This is a genomic window from Flavobacterium sp. GCM10022190 (assembly GCF_042656445.1).
Taxonomy (GTDB): Bacteria; Bacteroidota; Bacteroidia; order Flavobacteriales; family Flavobacteriaceae; genus Flavobacterium; species Flavobacterium nitratireducens.
Map to the genome: position 1 here is coordinate 645,812 of NZ_JBHSOQ010000001.1, position 18,875 is coordinate 664,686.

Below are 18,875 nucleotides of genomic sequence, written 5' to 3' on the forward strand. Positions count from 1 at the left end.
TTATTGCTTTTTAAATTCTAAATATAAATTTAGATTTTTCTTCATTTGCACAAGATTGTAATTTTCGTTTGATATTACAATTGCTGCAGTTTCCATTTTATAAGTTGGATTTTCCTTAAGCATTGAGGCAACATAATTAGCATAGTCCTGTGAACTAATACCTTGAACGATTACAAATCCACTAGTAGCATCATAATTTTGATAGCTTACATTCATTTTTGAAGTGTTTTCAAGCTGAATAAATTTAGCTATTTTCTCCTCAATCGCTTTTTTATCATTTAGTGCTGTTATTGCTACAGGATATAAAATTTTCCAATTTTTGGATGCTGTATTTTCAAAATTTTTATTTTCTAACAACGGAATTTGTTCTGCTAAGATACTCGTGGCACTTTTACCCTCTTCGGTATTAGGATAATTGCTGGCTACATTTTCCAAGGCTGCTTTGTATGCTGCTAATCCATTTTGTTTTCCAATCGTATTGGCTTTTAACAATTCTAATTTAGAGACAATTTCTTCACCTGAAAATTGATTAATTAATCCGTCAATTTTTGCCATCACCACATCAAATTCTTCGTTAAGGTATTGCTGGTAGATTTTTTTATAAACCACTTCTGGACTCCCTTCATCGATTACAACATTAGCATTATTGAGTATTTGAGCATATCTTGAGTCAGGATACTGTGTAATAATCTTAGTTCTATAAGTTTCGGCTTTTTCACTATCTAAAGTTTGATAAATTTTATACAAATGGTACATAATAGGAAGGACCAATTTTTCTTCGGGTTGATAGCTCAATAATTGCTCGAGTTTTTTGGCTGCTAATTCATTTTCTTTGAACTTCTCTTTGTAAATAACTCCTAATTGGTAATAAGCATCAATACGTTCCTTAGCAATACTATCAATAGCAGTTGTTGCTGTAGGTAATTGCCCTATATAAAAATCTGGAGTATATCTTGGATTTACTTCCTCTACTGGGTTTGGATTTCCGGCTGTTGCTTCTTCTGAAACTACCGCTGTAGAATCATTTTGTTGCTGATTAGCAAGACTCGATGTCGAAGAGAGTCTCCAATAGCCTCCTAAAGTACGTTTGCCCCAATTTTTCTTAAATGCTACTTTTCCAAAAGAAACTGTATTGGGATTGTAAAAATAAAAACTGTTTTCTGATGGAAGATTTGCCATTGAAGGCGGTGCAAATGGAAGTGCCGCTACTGGGTTATTAGCAGATACAGGGCCGTCGTTTACTGCCGCTTTGTTATTTCTTTCGATGTTTTTTTGCTTTTCAGCTTCTTTTTCTTCTAGCTTTTTTTTAGCCTCATCTTCTTTTTTAAACTTTTGGATTTGCTCTTCGTAGTACGTTATTTTTTCTGCTTCTGGTAATGCTACTACTCTAAGGATACTATCATTCCTAAGTGCTATTGCTTCGTAGAAAATAACTTCATCCAAATTTTTACGTCTCTTTTCAATATGAATAAATTCTCTGGTCTTAGAATTTAATTTTACCAAAGTACTATCGTAATATGTAGCCGCTTGTAAATAACGAGCATTTCTGAAATGAATATTTCCAATATTTCTATAATTGGAAGCTGTTAAATAATTATCCGATTGGGATTTCCTCAAAGAGGTAGTATAGTATTCAATAGCCTTATCTTCCTTTCCTGTTTTATCATAAAAAATCGCCATTTGATGATTTAAAATATCCAAATACGGACGATTTTCTCTGTTTTCCAACAATTTATGGTATTTTTCATCAAAGGCCAATTTGTCCCCATTTTGATAATCGAATAGCTGAGCTAACCGGGCTTGAGAATGCATCATGTATTTCCTATCCGATTTTCGGTTCATCTTAATTACGGCTTCATAATAAGCTCTTGCTTGATCATTATCTCCTTTCTCTTGGTACAATTGTCCTATAATAAAACGGTATCTGGCTTTTTCATTGTTTCGGGTGCTAAAATTGACTGCTTTTTTTAAACGAACAATAGCACTGTCTTTTTCCTCTAAATTCAAAAAAGAGGCAGCCATTAGTGCATTGGCATCAGCCATAATTTGTTTTTTGGGATGGGTTTCGTTGAGCATTTTAGAAATGTTTTTAATAGCTAAAACATCATTTCCCAAACGCATATTGGTTTTTTCACGCCAAATTTTAGCCTCATCTATACGGCTACTATTAGGATATTTATACAAAACATAATTAAAAGCATCTAATGCGGGAATAAAACGTTTGTCGTAATAACGTGCTTTACCTAATAATATATAAGCTTCATCGATTTGCGAGTTACGCTCCCTTCCTTTAATATACATGGAATGCTTTTGAATAGCCTTAGTTGCTTTTTCCTCTGCTTTTGCAAAATCGGCATTTTTAGAAGTATCTGCCACCACTAGATCTTCATCAATGTTCATTGGCTCAACTGGCAAAAGTTCCCAAAAATTATCTTGGTTACTTGCATCGATTGCCTTGATTCCCTTATCCAATGCAATTTGTCCATTATATAAAATGTTATACTGTGTACTTAGTGCATGTGAATTTCTAGCCAAAAAAGTATCCTTCCTTGTAGAGCAGGCTACTAATATGCACAAACATCCTAAAGGAATGGAATATTTAAATCTATTGGTTTTCAATGATTGACGTTTTTTATCATTAAACTTTCAAAAAGTTTTTTTAGTGTAATGACTGGTAAAAATACGTTTCTTTTTGAAATATAGAAATTTAAAGAAAGAAAAAGCTTGCTATGATTTTGTGTTAAATCAATACGTAGTAACGACGATCATCTAAGCTTAAGGATTATCACCATAAATTATCTGAGAAAACACTGTTTTCAAATCATTAGTAAACTTTGAAATTAGTAAAACAGCTACTTTTTTAGAGTAAAATTTCAAATAAATAGTTTTATAAAACAAAATTTGAATATTCTTCAAAATATTCCTTATTCAGAGTGACTTAATTTATTTATGGTTTTTTATTTTTGTCAAAAATTATATCACATGCCAAATTTTTTGAAACTCCTTATAAAAGAGGTAAAAAGAGAAACTGCCAATGCCGTTTCTATCCTTTTTAATGTACCTGAAGAATTAAAAGAAAATTATAAATTCATTGCAGGACAATATGTGAATCTTAAATTAACCCTTAATGGTAATGAGATTCGTCGTGCCTATTCTATTTGTTCCTCTCCTGAAAGTGGCGAATTGCGCATTGCTGTGAAAGCGGTAAAAGAGGGTTTGTTTTCTCAGTTTGCTAATAACAAATTAAAAGCTGGAGATGTTCTTGAAGTAGGAAAACCAGAAGGAAAATTTACATTTGAACCAGAAGTTAATCGTCAAAAAAATTACGTAGCTTTTGTTTCTGGTAGTGGAATTACTCCCGTAATGTCGATTATCAAATCGGTTTTAAAAAGTGAGCCAAAAAGTTCATTTGTATTGGTTTACGGGAACAAATCTCCGGAAGAAACCATTTTTCACCAAGAATTACACGACTTGCATTTGCAATATGTAAACCGCTTATTTGTGCATTATGTTTATAGTCAGACACGAGCAGAAGATGCTTTGTTTGGTCGCATAGACAAATCGGTAGTGAATTATGTTTTAAATAATAAACATGCAGCTTTAGAATTCGAAAAATTCTATTTGTGCGGACCGGAAGCAATGATTGATACGGTTTCTAATGTTTTAAAAGAGAAAAACGTAAAAGACTCGGCTATCAAGTTTGAATTGTTCACGGCTTCGGCTTTTGAAAACGAAATCCAAGATTTATCAGGACATTCAAAAATTACCATTATGGTGGATGACGAAGAAACTTCGTTTGAAATGTCTCAAAAAGAAACGATTCTGGAGGCAGCCTTAAAACAAGGTATTGATGCTCCGTATTCTTGCCAAGGCGGAATTTGCAGCAGCTGTCTTTGCCGCGTAACGGAAGGAAGTGCCGAAATGAAGAAAAACTCCATCCTTACCGATAAAGAAATTGCCGAAGGTTTAATCCTAAGCTGTCAGGCACACCCAACATCAGATACAATTTATGTAGATTTTGATGATTTGTAAATATTAAATTCCAATATTTAAATTTCCAAATTCCAAATTTATACCGTTGGAATTTGGAAATTTTTATTAGTACATACTACAGGAAAGCATTCCAAATAAACATATTTTTTTGACGTTCGTTTTCTTCTTTGTCATCACCGTAACTAAACCAGTCTTTTGTTTTTTCTTCAATCAATGACTTTAGACCTGTAAAATCATAGGTTTTTTTGGCAGTAACAGGTGTTATTTCTGCTGCATTACTATAACTAACATCAACCTTTGTAGCAATATACGAAGTATACAATCTAGGAATGGTAAGTCCTAAAATCATACCCGGCAAACCACTTATAGAACAAGGACCGCCTGAAATGGTGATATCATCGGTGTAAAAGGCAAAAACATAAACATCATTCATAATTTTACCTACCGCTTTTCGGCAATTATAACCCGCTATTTCTCGGTTTTCATTAGTGATTTTCCATTCAATTTTGGGAATACTATCGGCAATGACAAAATTTGTTCCTACAATTTGTTTTTGCATGTTCATTGTTCCTGTATTGAAGTCAAAATACCAACTGTTTTCTTCATCTACTTCTTTGTAATATTTTGGAATTCTGGTTTTTGGGCTCCATCTGTTGAATTTGAAAACACTTTTATTATTCGCAAAAGTATAGTCGAAATAGGATATTTTTAAATCAGAAAGATTCTCTTTCATCATCTCGTCCCAACTATCATTAGTCATCGTTTTTTTTAGATTGGTACTCACTTCAAATTCAATAACCGCCTTTTCTACAAATTGCTGAGCAAAAGTAGTTGTTGTAAATAATAGCGCTGTAATTATATAATATAGTGTCTTCATCAATTTAAACTTATTTTTTAGTTCCACTCCCATTTTTAAAATTCCAGGTAAAGCCTACCATCACATATCGTTTTAATCGATCGTTTTGTTCTTGTGAGATGGTATTGTTATATGCATATCTTTGAATGCCTATGTTTTGATTTAAAATATCTCGAACAAATAGATAGGCTGTAAATTCATCATTTTTAAAAGTGCGCTGCAATCTTGCATTCCACAATTGATTGACTAAATTATCTTGAAAATCAACCGTTTTTTGTCTAGTATTTAAGCTGTAATCAGTAGATAACTTCCATTTTTCTGCAAAATATACACCTACAACTAAATCCAGGGTGTTTGTATTGAACGATTTGATTTCCGTATTTTGAGTGGTGCTATTTCGATTGTAGGTAAATTGATTACTTAAACTAATTTCGTATTGTTTTTGTTTTGACTTATTTAAATAAACTGAAAATCCCGCATTTAAATTCTCTGCTTTACCCATTTTGTTATTAATACTTAGAATTGACTTATTAAATCCAAAAGAAGGACTAAAATCAGCTCTCAAATCTATTTTCTTAATTTTAAATCCATAACCCATATAATAATTTCCAGAAAAATTTCCATTGGTATTAATTGGTTTTGAAGTGGTTTTTGCCGTTTGAGTATCTATTACACTGCTATAAATAATAGCGTTTGTTGTTGTATTAAATGAAAGCCCTTGATAGATTTGAGTTTCGGATAGCATATCATAACTACTCTGACCTATGTTTATATTATTTGTGAAAGATTGTTTTAAATCAGGATTACCCAAAGTTTGATTAAAAAAGTCTTGATTGTTTCTTAAAGGCTGCAATTGATCCAGTGAAGGTTGTCTGGTGTAACCTTGATAATCAAATCGTAAATTACTGTTGTTTTTATATCTGTAAGTGAACGTTGCCGCTGGAAAAAAATTAGTATAGCTTCGCTTGTACTCCTTTTCCATTGTTTTATCTAATAAATCAAAAGAGGTAAAACCAAAACCACTTCCTATACTGTAATTGATTTTTTTTGTGTTATAATTCAGTTTTAAATTGGGTCTGTGTGTAATTATGTCCTGTTCAAATTCATTAGACAATGCACTTACTAATTGATCATATTTACCTGATGCACCTGAATAATCGTAAGTATAATAATTGTTTTTACCCCTATCATAATTTAACTGATAAGCAAATTGTAAAGAAAGTTCTTTTGATAAAGGTTCAGAATAACTCAAGCCAACAGATAAATTTTGATTGGATCTATCACCAATTTTATTCTGATCAACATCAATTTTAGAATCAAAATTTCCATCTATATAACTTTCGTTAGATGACTTTAAAAAATTATTAGAGTTTGTATTCAACATACTCCAACTACTATTTAAGGTAAAAGTACGTCGCGGTTTGGCAAATTTGTGTTTGAATAACATACTTGCTGAAAGTGATGTCTTATCCGAATTTGTTGAAGACATCCTTTGTTGTTTATTTTTCAATATACCGCCATCACCTGTGGTACTACCCTGTGTAAATTCATCACTATCCGTATCATAAAAATTAGTTTTAGCAGAGAATTTTATGGAATTTACCGAATCTAATTTTACATCATAAATTGCACTCAATTTAAAGTTGCTTCTGTTCACGTTTGTTACAGTAGCTCTTTCTTGATTTAATTGCGTATCTCCTATTTGAGTTTGCGAAATACTACTATTATTGTTTGTATAAATTTGTTTATTGAATTTTGGCGAAACATTTAGGTTTTGCTTATCGTTCCATTTGTTCGTGTATTGTAAACCTGCATTTGTGTTTTTAGTAAATCCGTTTTGTGTATTTATATAGGGTTCATCATCATTATTGCCACCAGCCCATTCGTAACTTACATTTCCATCATCATCCATGTTCATACTCCAACTGTTATCACGAGCTCCAAATTTCTCACTATCTTCCCATCCCAAACCATCTTGGCCCGTGTTTCCATTTAATAAAAAGGCAGAAAGTTTTCTTTTCCCTTTAAAAGTACTGAACATTAAATTCGTGTTGTACCTGGAGTCGGCATCAGTAAAAGGCTGATTAGCGCCGTCAATTTTTCCAAAATATCCATTCTTTTTATCTTCTTTTAATTTCAGATTAATTGTTTTTTGAGTTTTACCATCATCAATCCCTGTAAATTCGGCTTGCTCGCTTTTTTTATCAAAAACTTGTACCTCTTTTACCGCATCAGCCCTCAAATTTTTGACAGCCATACCAGGATCATCACCAAAAAATTCTTCTCCGTCCACCAATACTTTTTGAACGGTTTGACCCATTGCTTTTATAGCCCCATTTTTATCAACTTGAATTCCGGGTAATTTTTTTAATAGTTCTTCAACATTAGCGTTCTCACTCACTGCAAAATCACTGGCTCTATAACTTGTCGTATCACCTTTTATTCTAATGGAACCCGATTTAACTACAACCTCTCTTAATACTTCGATTTTACTTTTTAAAACAATATTATCTAACTTTAAATCCTTTCCATTGGTAATAATGGCATCTACATAATCAGCGTATTGATTATGAGAAGTCATCAAAATATAATTTCCAGATTTTACCTCTTTGAAATTAAATTTACCCTGTTTGTCTGAACGTGTAAATTGATACAAAATGGAATCGGTAGGTGTTAATAATGCTACAACCGAATTATAAACAGCTGATTTATCTTTACTATCCGTTATTAAACCAGAAACACTTACTTTTTGAGAAAAAGCCGAACATGATATTAAAAATAAAATTGTTGTAACAAAACCTAAGTTTTTTTTCATAAATATTTTTGCTTTAAAGTAGTAACACTGCTCAATTCTCAAAACAGACTAATACCAGTTAAAAAATAGTGTAAAACAGATATATTAAAAAGGTAAAATTAGCATTATATACTTACAAAAAACAAAGGGGATTGTTAAAAATAATATAAAACTATTCTTTCAGAAAAAACATCTTAAAAAAAATATACCCTATAAATAGCTTACATACAATTGTATAGAGCCGCTAGGATAGAATCGACAGTTATAGTTCGCATGGCATCTTCATAACCAGCCACCATCTTATTCCCGTATACAGAAGTAGGTAACAATGGGTACTTTTCTCTATCGGAAACTAAGGCATTTTCGATGGGTTGATTGAATGGCAAAAAGCCTGCATAAGGATGTGTAGCGCCCCAAAGCGTAACCACTTTTACACCTAATAAGGCAGCAATATGAGCGTTTCCGGAATCCATGGAAAGCATCACGTCAAGATTACTGATAAGTTCTAATTCTTGCTGAAATTTAATTTTTCCAGCTATAGTAATGACATTATCATGGGAAGCTGAAATCGATTCTAAAATTTCAATTTCTTTTTTTCCTCCACCAAAAAGAAGTATTTTATTAGAAGATTTTTTTGCTAATTGAGCAATGACTTCTTCCATTAAATCCAAAGGATACACTTTAGAATCGTATTGTGCAAAAGGTGCTATTCCAATTAATTTTTGATGATTTTCGCCAATAATTGCTTTAATATCATCCGTTAAAACAGCCTTGTCTGGAAAGCTAGGATTAGATAAATCAATGTCAAAACCCAATTGTTCAAACACTTTTGTATGTCTTTCAAACATAGTGGGTAATTGTTTAAACACTTTATTCTCGGGAGCTGTTAGTGATTTTTTCTCAGCACGACCTTTATCTACAGCGGCTACTTTTTTTCCGCTCAAGGCAAAAAGTATTCGCACTACTTTAGAACGCAAAACATTGTGTAAATCGGCGAAAGCATCTATTTTTAATTGTTTCAGATCAACAAATATTCGAAGTAAGCCCACAAAGCCTTTATGACGTTCTTTCTCATCAAAAGCAAAAAAACTAACATTAGGTATCGTTTCAAAAAAAGGCTTGAAAAACGGACGTGAAATAACCGTTATTTTAATATCTGGATGCTGTTTTACAAAAGCTCTTAAAACAGGAACCGTCATGGCGACATCTCCCATAGCGGATAGTCTCATGACGGCTATATGTTTAATTTTTTTTGACAATTAATTAATGAAATAAAACCATTAAGAAAGTAAGAATCATTAAGTTTTACTTAATTGGCTTAATCCCTTAATGGTAAAATTGTATTTTTTATTTTTTTGCCTGATACAAAATCGGGTTCAATTCATCATCATTGTACATTTTCATTTGTTTGTACACTTTCATGAATTTATCACCATTTTCAATGTCGGTCAACAAATCATCAATAGCAGTTGACAAATCAGTTCTTTGTTCTAAAAGAACATTTAATTTTTCCTGACATTTATCTCTGTGCTCCTGAGTAGCTTCTGCACGAGTAGCTTCTTCTTGCATGTGATAAATTTTTAAGGCTAAAATAGACAAACGGTCAAAAGCCCAAGCTGGACTTTCAGAGTTGATTTTGGCATCATCTTTTACAACAACCTTACTGTATTTTTGCAAAAAATAACTATCAATATATTCCACCATATCGGTACGTTCTTGATTAGAAGCGTCAATTCTTCTTTTCAAAGTCAAAGCGGCAACTGGGTCAATTTGTGGATCACGAATAATATCTTCAAAATGCCATTGAACCGTATCAATCCAGTTTTTTAGATATAATAAATGTTCAAACTGATCCTTAGGATACGGATTGTTTATCGGTTGGTCAACATTATCAAATTGATGATAATCTTTTATACTTTGTTCAAAAACGGAATAAGCTAATTTTGAAAACATCTCTATATTTTTATTTGGACAAAGATACTTTTTATACTTTTATAAAAAAATAAGAATTCTATTTTATATTCTTCATTTCAAACCCAAAAAAATCAATTATGCAAATTCATTATTTATCAGAAAAGAACAGCATTCTAAATCATTTTTTAGGAGAAATAAGAGATGTAAATATTCATAATGATGCCATGCGTTTTAGACGAAATATAGAGCGTATTGGCGAAATCATGGCTTATGAAATTAGCAAAAATTTAGAATATAAAGAAATAGCTATTCAAACACCATTAGGTATTAAAAAAACAACTCAAATTGCCAATTCAGTGGTGCTCTGTTCGATTTTAAGAGCGGGTTTAAGTATGCATTTGGGCTTTTTAAATTATTTTGATAAAGCCGAAAACGGATTCATTTCAGCCTACCGCTACCATCCTAACAATGATGATTATTTTGAAATAAAAGTTGAATATCAAGCCATAGCCGATATTAATGACAAATGTCTTTTACTTGTTGATCCAATGCTGGCAACTGGACAATCTATTATAGCGGTTTATAAACGTTTGATGGAAAGAGGAACTCCCAAAGAAATTCACATTGCAGTAACTATTGCAGCTCCAGAAGGAATAGCCTATTTACAACAATATTTACCCGAAAATTGTCATCTTTGGATTGCTGCTTTAGATGAAAAACTAAATGAACACAGCTATATTGTTCCAGGTCTTGGAGATGCAGGTGATTTGGCCTACGGAATCAAATTATAATTGGGAGAAAAAACAAAATAAACTACACAAAATTAAAACGCCTAAAGCTAATTCCTGATTTAATTTCTGCTGTGGCATTTCGATATGTGCGGTTGTTATCATTGCCAAAGGAGCTATGGTAAACAATAATAAATCATTGCTCTTGTTAGCCGAAATTACATAAATACCAACAGCAATAAAAAAAGCAAACAACAATTTTTTAAACGATGCATGCAATTGCAATGGTCGCGAAGATAGCGTTGTTACCATTGAAAAAACAAATACCAAAGCAACCGTGGCATAAATAGAAAGTGCTGCATTTTGATAATTATTAGTAAAATAATCGATACTAAAATTCATTTGAACACCATTAGTTATATAGGCTATAACATCTGCATTAAAAAGCAATGAATACATGGCAAATAAAATAACTATTGCAAAAAAAGCAATAAATGGTAATAGCCAGTTTCTATAATCGCCTATAACGTGAGCAATGATTGAAATGAAAACCAAAACCAAATACAAAATAGACCAAAAATGGAACAATGAAGCCACTAATATCCAAAAAGAAGCATCAAATATTTTTTCTTTAGAGGCTTTTTGAGACTGTAAAGAAATCAATCTTCGAAGCGCCAAAAGAATAAAAAAATTAGCAAATACTACATTAATATTGTCAAAAAGACTGGGAAAAAAAAGAAAAAACAACAAGAAGAATAAAACCGTATAAGCGCTGTCTTTACTAAGTCCGTTGCGTTTTGAGATAAAATTAGTAAGCAATGCCGAAAACAAAATCAACAACCCAATTCCTACTTTTTTAGCTATTGAAATCGCCGAATGAGACCAAGCTAAATCTTGCATTTGATAGATAAAATCAAAAAACAATATCAAAAATACTACTAAGGAAAAATTTAATGGTGTAGATTTTTTAAAAACACTTGTAATCATAAGGATATTTTATACTTTTGTGACTGTAAATATACTACTTGTTCAAATAAGGAAACGAGTTAAGACAAAATTATTATTCGCATAACGATTTTAGATATTTACTTTTCAACGATTACTAAAATTTAAATTCTATATCATGAAGGCATTTTTCGAAGGAATACAATCACTTTTTGTTGATTTTCTTTTCAAACCATTAGATTGGTTACGCTCTTTAGAACTTGTAAGCTGGTTTGGAGCTAACACTTTAAACTGGATTTTTATGATTATCTGTTCAGCAGCAATCGTTTATTGGATTAAACAATTACGTATTTTTGATGATGCTGGAACTGAAAATCAAGATACAACAGCTCACTCTTTCTTGAAATAAGAAAAAATCAAAATATAAAAAACGGTTCAGATAGCAGTCTGAACCGTTTTTTTATACCCCTTTTTATTTATACCATTAAGGCATTAAGTTTAGTTAAGCTTAATATTCTTAATCTCTTAATTGTTAAATTTAAAACTAATGTTTTTTTAAAGCTTTAAGAAAAAAAGCAGCAAGCCGAAGCTTACTGCTTTTTAAAAATTGTATTTTTTATTAGTCCTGTATACTAAATATTTAGTTTCAACTAAACTAAATCGAAACCAATATCTTTTCTGAAATACACATTTTCCCAGTTGATTTTTTCAACATTTTTATACGATTGTGCTAAAGCTTCCTGGAAAGAATCACCATAAGACGTAATAGCCATTACACGACCTCCATTAGTCACTACATTTCCATTATCAAATTTAGTTCCTGCGTGAAAAACTATTGAATTTTCAACTTTATCTAAACCTGAAATTACTTTTCCTTTTTCGAAATCTTCTGGATAACCACCTGAAACCATCATAACAGTTGTAGCACTTCTTGGATCAATTTTTAATTCAAATTCGTCTAGTTTTTCATTGGCTACAGCCAAAAACAACTCCACTAAATCAGATTGTAATCTAGGTACCACAACTTCCGTTTCAGGATCACCCATTCTTACATTATATTCAATTACCAATGGTTCGTTTTTCACATTAATTAATCCAATGAAAACAAATCCTTTGTATGGAATTCCATCTTTTTGTAATCCTGCAATTGTTGGTTTTACAATACGTGTTTCAATTTTTTCCATTAAAACTGCATCTACATAAGGAACCGGAGAAACCGCTCCCATCCCACCTGTATTCAATCCTGTATCTCCTTCGCCAATACGTTTGTAGTCTTTAGCAGTTGGTAAAATTTTATAGCTTTTTCCGTCAGTTAATACAAAACAGCTTAATTCAATTCCGTCCAAAAACTCTTCGATAACTACTTTTGAACTAGCAGCTCCAAATTTTTGTCCCACTAACATATTTCTTAATTCTGATTTAGCCTCTTCTAAATCCTGAATAATCAAAACTCCTTTTCCTGCAGCTAAACCATCCGCTTTCAAAACATAAGGTGGTGCTAAAGTTTCTAAAAAGGCACATCCTTGCTCTACTGTTTCAGCAGTAAAACTATCATAAGCAGCAGTTGGGATATTGTGTTTTACCAAAAATTCTTTGGCAAACTCTTTACTTCCTTCCAATGTTGCACCAATTTTTGATGGACCAATCACAGGAATATGACTTAAAGCAGCATCATTTAAGAAGAAATCATAAATACCTTTTACTAATGGATCTTCTGGACCTACAACAACCATTTCGATATTTTCTTTGATAACCAAAGCTTTAATCGCTTCAAAATCGGTTACAGCAATCGCTACATTAGTGGCAATTTCAGCTGTTCCAGCATTTCCAGGTGCCATAAAAAGAGTATCGCAAAGGGGACTTTGAACCATTTTCCATGCAAATGCATGCTCTCTTCCTCCTGAACCCAATAATAATATATTCATGTCTTTAAATTTTAGTTGTAAAAAACCTTCTTTCGAAGAACGCTGCAAAAATAATTGCTTTTGAACGGATATTATAATTATTTTCTAAAAACTTCTGGAAACTTACTCCATAGTTCTAATCAGAATAGTAATTTTGAAGAAATAACGCCTCCGATGTTTTCAATTTTCGACATTACGCTGCAATTGAATGCTTTCCCAATCCAGAAAGCAAAATCCGATTTGAATCAAATTATTGCACTTTCTCCTTCCGAAAAAAAACAATTCATTGAAAACCAGAAACAAGCAATTGTAAAATATCATTTAGAAAACAATTCCTTTTATCAAAAGTTAGTTGGCTCTAAAGACTGTAAAAACTGGGAAGATTTACCCATTTTGAATAAAACCAATCTTCAGGTTCCTCTTGAATCCAGACTTTCAAAAGGTTTTACTTTAAAAAATTCCTATACCAATAAAACTTCAGGATCGAGTGGTGAACCCTTTATTTTTGGCAAAGACAAATATACCCATGCACTTACCTGGGCGTCTAATATGTATCGTTTTGGTTGGTTTGGTATTGATTTTAACCGTTCGCTTCAAGCTCGATTTTATGGAATTCCATTGGATTTTATTGGAAACAAAAAAGAGCGAATCAAAGATTTTCTGGCCCATCGTTATCGCTTTCCCATTTTTGATCTTTCGGATGTGGTTTTAGAAAAAATGGTCGAAAAGTTTCAGTATAAAAAATTCGAATACCTCAACGGTTACACAAGTTCAATAGTTTTGTTTGCTAAATTTTTGCGTAAGCGAAACCTCATCTTAAAACAAATTTGTCCTAGTTTGAAAGTATGTATGGTCACTTCCGAAATGCTATTTGAAGAAGATCGAAAATTACTCGAATCACAATTTGGCATTCCTGTTGTCAATGAATATGGGGCTTCGGAGCTGGATTTAATTGCTTTTGAAAATAGCAACAACGAATGGCAAATTAATTCCGAAACCCTTTTTGTAGAAATAGTAGATGAAAACAATCAGGTTTTACCCTATGGTCAGGAAGGGCGAATTGTAATCACTTCACTTTTTAACAAAGCCCATCCCTTTATTCGTTACGATATTGGTGATATTGGAATTTTGGACGAAAAAAGTACTTTGGACAAACCTATTCTAAAGCAACTTATTGGTAGAACAAATGATATTGCGGTTTTGCCAAGCGGTAAAAAATCGCCGGGATTGACTTTTTATTATGTCACCAAATCCATTATTGAAGACGATGGAAACGTCAAAGAATTTGTTATCAAACAAAGAAAAATTGACCATTTTGAGATTGAATACGTCAGCGAAACCAAATTAGATTTAGCACAAATTCAAAAAATAGAACAAGCTATTGCTTTGTATTTAGAGCCTAATTTAACTTTTGAATTTATTCGAAAAAACACTCTGGAAAGAACTGCTAGAGGAAAATTGAAACAGTTTACTTCTTTTATATAATGTAAATAAATTCATATATTAGTTGTTTCTAAATTTGAAACAATGGATTCTAAACATATTCTTTCAGAAGAAACAATTGCTAACACTATTTATTACATCAGAAATCAAAAAGTGATGTTAGATAGGGACTTAGCAACTCTTTATGGTATTGAAACAAGAGTGTTAAAACAAGCTGTAAGACGGAATATCTCTCGATTCCCCGAAGATTTTATGTTTGAATTGTCTAAAGATGAGTTTCAAAACTTGACATCACAAATTGTGACATCAAGTTGGGGTGGAAATAGAAAACCTCCATTTGTATTCACAGAACACGGCATTTTAATGTTATCCAGCGTTTTGAATAGCGAAAAAGCCATTCAAACGAATATACAAATCATGCGTATTTTTACCAAAGTGAGACAAATGTTACTAGACACCACCGAAATGAAATTGGACATTGTCCAAATCCAGAAAAAATTGGAAAATCAAGGCAAAAATATTGAATTGGTTTTCTCTTATTTAGATGAGTTAACCGAGAAAAAAGAAGAAAAGCCAAGAACCAAAATTGGTTACAAAAAATGATTAAATACTTTTATGACTATTTGTTTCTTATACCAATCATTGAGAATGGCACACAGATGAAACGGATTTAACAGATTATCACAAATCGTGAATCACAAAGAGCTTCAAAAATCCGTTTTTATCTGTAAAATTAGTGTCAGCTGCCTGACGGCAGACAGGTCTGTGGTCTATTTTTTATTTAGTCCGCTATGCGGACAATAATAAATCCTTTTAATGTAACTCGGTTTTACAAACAATTGCGTAAACAAAAACCCAAGCATACATAATCCGGAAACCAAGACATTAAATCCGTGAAACTGTCTATAAACCGCAAAATTGTATCGGATTAATTCGGTTTTTGAAGTAGAAAGCGAATTGCTTCGTAAACGGTAAAAAGCCAAACTTTCTGGTACTGGTTTTGCACTTTTTATTTTTTTCAAAATGCTGAGCCAAAGCATCCAATCCTGACGTTTTCGGATACTGGAAATACTTATTTTTCCAAAGTAATCCACATCATAAATCCCGGTTAAATTCCCCACATAATTGCAAAAAAACAATTGCCAGTACGATAAATTTCGGGGAGCTTCTACCCTTTTTCCTAATGCATTTCCTTCTTCGTCAATACAATCATAAAACGAAAAAGTAAAAGGCAAATTATTGGATTGCATGAAAGCAATTTGCTTTTCCAATTTTTCAGGCTTCCACAAATCATCAGCATCTAAAAAAGCGATGTATTTTCCCTTGGCTTTCGCCAAAGCAGCATTTCGGGCTATTCCTGTTCCAGAATTGATTTCCAACGGATAAAATTGAATCCTTTTATCCGTTAGAAAAGAAGTAATTATTTTTGGTGTTGTATCCGTTGAACAATCATCTACTAAGATAATTTCCCAGTTTTGATACGTCTGATTTTGAACCGATTGAATAGCATCTGAAATGTATTTTTCAGCATTGAAAGTGGGAATAATTACAGATACTAATGGGCTTTCCATTCTATTTAATATAATCAGTAAAGTCTTTGTGCTCTTCTTTAGAAAGTTCTTCAGGAGACAAGGATTTAAAATACTCATAAGTAATTTTCATCCCTTCGGCACGGTTTACTTTTGGCTCCCAACCTAATATTTCTTTGGCCTTTGTAATATCTGGTTGGCGTTGTAATGGATCATTAACCGGCAATGGATGATACACTACTTTTTGATCTGTTCCTGTTAATTTGATGATTTCTTCAGCAAAATCTTTAATAGTAATTTCGTCCGGATTTCCAATGTTTACTGGATACACATAATCTGAATGCAACAAACGGAAAATACCTTCGACCTGATCATCTACATAACAAAACGAACGCGTTTGCATGCCATCCCCAAAAATGGTTAAATCCTCACCTCGAATTGCCTGCCCTATAAAAGCCGGAATTACACGACCGTCATTGAGACGCATTCTTGGTCCATAAGTATTAAAAATTCGAACAATGCGGGTTTCTACACCGTGAAACGTATGATAAGCCATCGTAATGGATTCCTGGAAACGTTTCGCTTCATCATACACTCCACGTGGTCCAATAGTATTTACATTTCCATAGTATTCTTCCGTTTGTGGATGCACCAAAGGGTCTCCATAAACCTCAGAAGTAGAAGCAATTAAAATTCTTGCTTTTTTCACTCTTGCTAAACCTAACAAATTATGTGTTCCTAACGAACCTACTTTCAAAGTTTGAATTGGAATTTTTAAATAATCAATTGGACTGGCTGGTGAAGCAAAATGTAAAATATAATCCAACTCACCCGGAACATGCACAAACTTGCTAATATCGTGATGATAAAATTCAAAATTTTCCAGTTTGAACAAATGTTCGATGTTTTTTAAATCACCTGTAATGAGATTATCCATCCCAATAACATGATAACCTTCTTTAATAAAACGATCGCACAAATGTGATCCTAAAAATCCCGCAGCTCCAGTAATCAGTATTCTTTTCATAGTTGTATTTTAACCGTTGCAAGGTATAAAAAGCATTCGAAATGCTCACTCCTCCTCTATTGTATATTAAAAATTTGTTCTAAAATTTTTATAGTAATCAAGTACGTTGGTTTTACGCCTGTAGTTCCCAATCCTCCAGATGCTAAGGTACTTCCGGTTTCCAAGGGATTATCCGAAGCATAATAGGCATAACGAACTTTTACATCTTTCGGGATACTTTTTCGGATTTTGGATGCCGATTGTATGGCTTTTTGATAATGTGAACCTTCCATTTCTAGTCCAATCACGCCCCAAGTAGAATCATGGAAAAACTTCAATAAATCCCTATTTTGCAATGAAGTTCCTAAAACCGTAACCATGGCTCCTTCGTAAACTGCAATACCGTTCCCCTGAAACATGGCAGCCGTTAATTCATTTTCAAAATAATAATTATCGGCTGTGCCTTCGTTGATATGCGCATTCGGAATCATAATATCTCCTTTGCAGCCTTCAAGAATTCCTGCTTTTCCCATGATTGAAACCGATTCGACATTCAAAAAAACATTCTTTTTATAGGGTTTTAATAACTCATCTACCGTTTCATAAGCCTGTTCCCCAAAGGCATAATCCATCACAATTAAAACCGGTTTTGGACCTTCAAAATTAGCTTTTGCAAAAGGGGTTTTTGTCCAATCAATTTTGGCGGTATCAAATAGTTGCACATCAATATTAGTGCCTTCGGTTTCAGGAAGGAAAATCATTCCTTGTTCTAAGGCCAATTCTTTAACGGCATTTCGAACACCATTGGCAGTTGGTTTACTCAATTCTTCAAAAATCTCAAAATCCGATTTGTCTTTAAAAATGGATTGTAAGGCACTTTTCGCGAATATTGAATTCATCACCGAATGCATATTAGCACTTATAATATGAATTGGACGTTCTAAAAGCCCATTTGTCTTTAAAACCTCCTTGATATTCGTAGCCCAAATTTCGCCATGAATATGATGCCCTAAACGCTCTCTGAGAATAGGACTAAAAGTGATCGTTCTTTTATTGTTATGAACCACCTCATCAATTGCTAATTTACCCAACCAAAAAATGATGTGTAAAAAACGATCTGGCATTTCTTCGGTTCCAAAATCATCATATATTTCTAACACATCTTCAAAAGTTCTTGCCAAAATATTTGCCGCGTGCGAAATAGAGATTTCTTTTTCTACTAAAGATAAAGCTTCATTTTTCAAAACAGCCTGTTCTAACTTTACCCAATCACGAGAAACTTCTCCGCCTTCGTCTAATAAAACGCGGTTTTTGATTTTATGTGATTCGATAAATATAAACGTTAGATGGGTCAAAATATCGTAAATATCCGAACGGCCACGGGTGATTTCAACGTTCATTTGTTCCTCATCAATTCGATAGCAATTACGTCTTCTTTTAGGTGGCACTATCGCCTGAAAATGTGATTTGGAATAACCTTCATCAGAGGTCAAATTGATATAACGACATTCTTCAATTCCCAGTGGCAAACGCTCAATCACGTATAAAAGTCCCTTGAGTTCAACCTTTTCATCGGCTATATTTCCATAAATTTCTGGACGTAAAGTCATCAAAGCTTCACGCAAAGAATCACCAGAAACGCCCATCGGTTTATAAAAACCCCTACTGAACAAATGGCGCATGGTAATGTACATTTTTTCAATGGCTGCTGATGATTCCTGAGCTCGGGTTCTTGATATGTTTTTGGATTCTTTCATTATATT

Annotated in this window: 15 protein-coding genes; 5 read left to right on the top strand and 10 right to left on the bottom strand. The window is 32.7% G+C overall.

Annotated elements, in window-relative coordinates; all coding sequences use genetic code 11:
• Positions 1-2,619: a tetratricopeptide repeat protein gene (locus tag ACFPTQ_RS02820; RefSeq protein ID WP_379773602.1), complete on the bottom strand. Its 2,619-nt coding sequence runs from the start codon at positions 2,617-2,619 to the stop codon at positions 1-3.
• 363 nt (positions 2,620-2,982) lie between these two features.
• Between ACFPTQ_RS02820 and ACFPTQ_RS02825 the strand changes: the two genes are divergently transcribed.
• Positions 2,983-4,032 carry a 2Fe-2S iron-sulfur cluster-binding protein gene (locus tag ACFPTQ_RS02825; RefSeq protein WP_379773605.1) on the top strand — a complete coding sequence of 350 codons (1,050 nt, stop codon included), beginning with the start codon at positions 2,983-2,985 and terminating at the stop codon, positions 4,030-4,032.
• Between the two features lie 76 nt (positions 4,033-4,108).
• Here ACFPTQ_RS02825 and ACFPTQ_RS02830 read toward each other — a convergent pair whose 3' ends face one another.
• From ACFPTQ_RS02830 to ACFPTQ_RS02845, 4 genes are all read right to left on the bottom strand, one after another.
• A complete protein-coding gene (locus ACFPTQ_RS02830; RefSeq protein WP_379773607.1) occupies positions 4,109-4,870 on the bottom strand; it encodes a GLPGLI family protein in 762 nt (253 codons plus the stop codon).
• Positions 4,871-4,880: 10 nt separating this feature from the next.
• Positions 4,881-7,664, bottom strand: coding sequence for an outer membrane beta-barrel protein (locus ACFPTQ_RS02835; RefSeq protein WP_379773610.1), 2,784 nt, complete (start codon positions 7,662-7,664; stop codon positions 4,881-4,883).
• A 200-nt stretch (positions 7,665-7,864) separates the two neighbouring features.
• The gene (locus ACFPTQ_RS02840; RefSeq protein WP_379773612.1) at positions 7,865-8,872 is read right to left on the bottom strand and encodes a glycosyltransferase family 9 protein; all 1,008 of its coding nucleotides are present in this window, start codon (positions 8,870-8,872) and stop codon (positions 7,865-7,867) included.
• A gap of 118 nt (positions 8,873-8,990) precedes the next feature.
• Positions 8,991-9,596 carry a DUF4254 domain-containing protein gene (locus ACFPTQ_RS02845; protein WP_278034484.1) on the bottom strand — a complete coding sequence of 202 codons (606 nt, stop codon included), beginning with the start codon at positions 9,594-9,596 and terminating at the stop codon, positions 8,991-8,993.
• 98 nt (positions 9,597-9,694) lie between these two features.
• Here ACFPTQ_RS02845 and upp point away from each other — a divergent pair, with 98 nt between their 5' ends.
• Positions 9,695-10,348: a uracil phosphoribosyltransferase gene (upp, locus tag ACFPTQ_RS02850; RefSeq protein WP_379773615.1), complete on the top strand. Its 654-nt coding sequence runs from the start codon at positions 9,695-9,697 to the stop codon at positions 10,346-10,348.
• On the opposite strand, the gene ACFPTQ_RS02855 is transcribed toward upp, so the two are convergent.
• Complete coding sequence (locus ACFPTQ_RS02855) at positions 10,343-11,272, bottom strand: DUF6427 family protein (RefSeq protein ID WP_379773618.1); 930 nt, start codon at positions 11,270-11,272, stop codon at positions 10,343-10,345. The genes upp and ACFPTQ_RS02855 overlap by 6 nt on opposite strands.
• A gap of 136 nt (positions 11,273-11,408) precedes the next feature.
• Here ACFPTQ_RS02855 and ACFPTQ_RS02860 point away from each other — a divergent pair, with 136 nt between their 5' ends.
• Positions 11,409-11,639, top strand: coding sequence for a DUF6341 family protein (locus tag ACFPTQ_RS02860; RefSeq protein ID WP_278034481.1), 231 nt, complete (start codon positions 11,409-11,411; stop codon positions 11,637-11,639).
• A 241-nt stretch (positions 11,640-11,880) separates the two neighbouring features.
• Here ACFPTQ_RS02860 and purD read toward each other — a convergent pair whose 3' ends face one another.
• On the bottom strand, positions 11,881-13,155 hold the full coding sequence (gene purD, locus ACFPTQ_RS02865; RefSeq protein WP_379773621.1) for a phosphoribosylamine--glycine ligase: 1,275 nt from the start codon (positions 13,153-13,155) through the stop codon (positions 11,881-11,883).
• 153 nt (positions 13,156-13,308) lie between these two features.
• Here purD and ACFPTQ_RS02870 point away from each other — a divergent pair, with 153 nt between their 5' ends.
• Positions 13,309-14,619, top strand: coding sequence for a phenylacetate--CoA ligase family protein (locus ACFPTQ_RS02870; protein WP_379775541.1), 1,311 nt, complete (start codon positions 13,309-13,311; stop codon positions 14,617-14,619).
• A 42-nt stretch (positions 14,620-14,661) separates the two neighbouring features.
• Entirely contained in the window at positions 14,662-15,180 is a 519-nt protein-coding gene (locus ACFPTQ_RS02875; RefSeq protein ID WP_379773624.1) for an ORF6N domain-containing protein, read from the top strand.
• 167 nt (positions 15,181-15,347) lie between these two features.
• On the opposite strand, the gene ACFPTQ_RS02880 is transcribed toward ACFPTQ_RS02875, so the two are convergent.
• From ACFPTQ_RS02880 to ACFPTQ_RS02890, 3 genes are read right to left on the bottom strand one after another with little or no spacing between them, the layout of a single operon-like run.
• A complete protein-coding gene (locus ACFPTQ_RS02880; protein WP_379773626.1) occupies positions 15,348-16,148 on the bottom strand; it encodes a glycosyltransferase family 2 protein in 801 nt (266 codons plus the stop codon).
• 1 nt (position 16,149) lies between these two features.
• Positions 16,150-17,133, bottom strand: coding sequence for a UDP-glucuronic acid decarboxylase family protein (locus ACFPTQ_RS02885; protein WP_278034477.1), 984 nt, complete (start codon positions 17,131-17,133; stop codon positions 16,150-16,152).
• Between the two features lie 56 nt (positions 17,134-17,189).
• Positions 17,190-18,869: a DUF6909 family protein gene (locus tag ACFPTQ_RS02890; protein WP_379773628.1), complete on the bottom strand. Its 1,680-nt coding sequence runs from the start codon at positions 18,867-18,869 to the stop codon at positions 17,190-17,192.
• Positions 18,870-18,875: the final 6 nt, after the last annotated feature.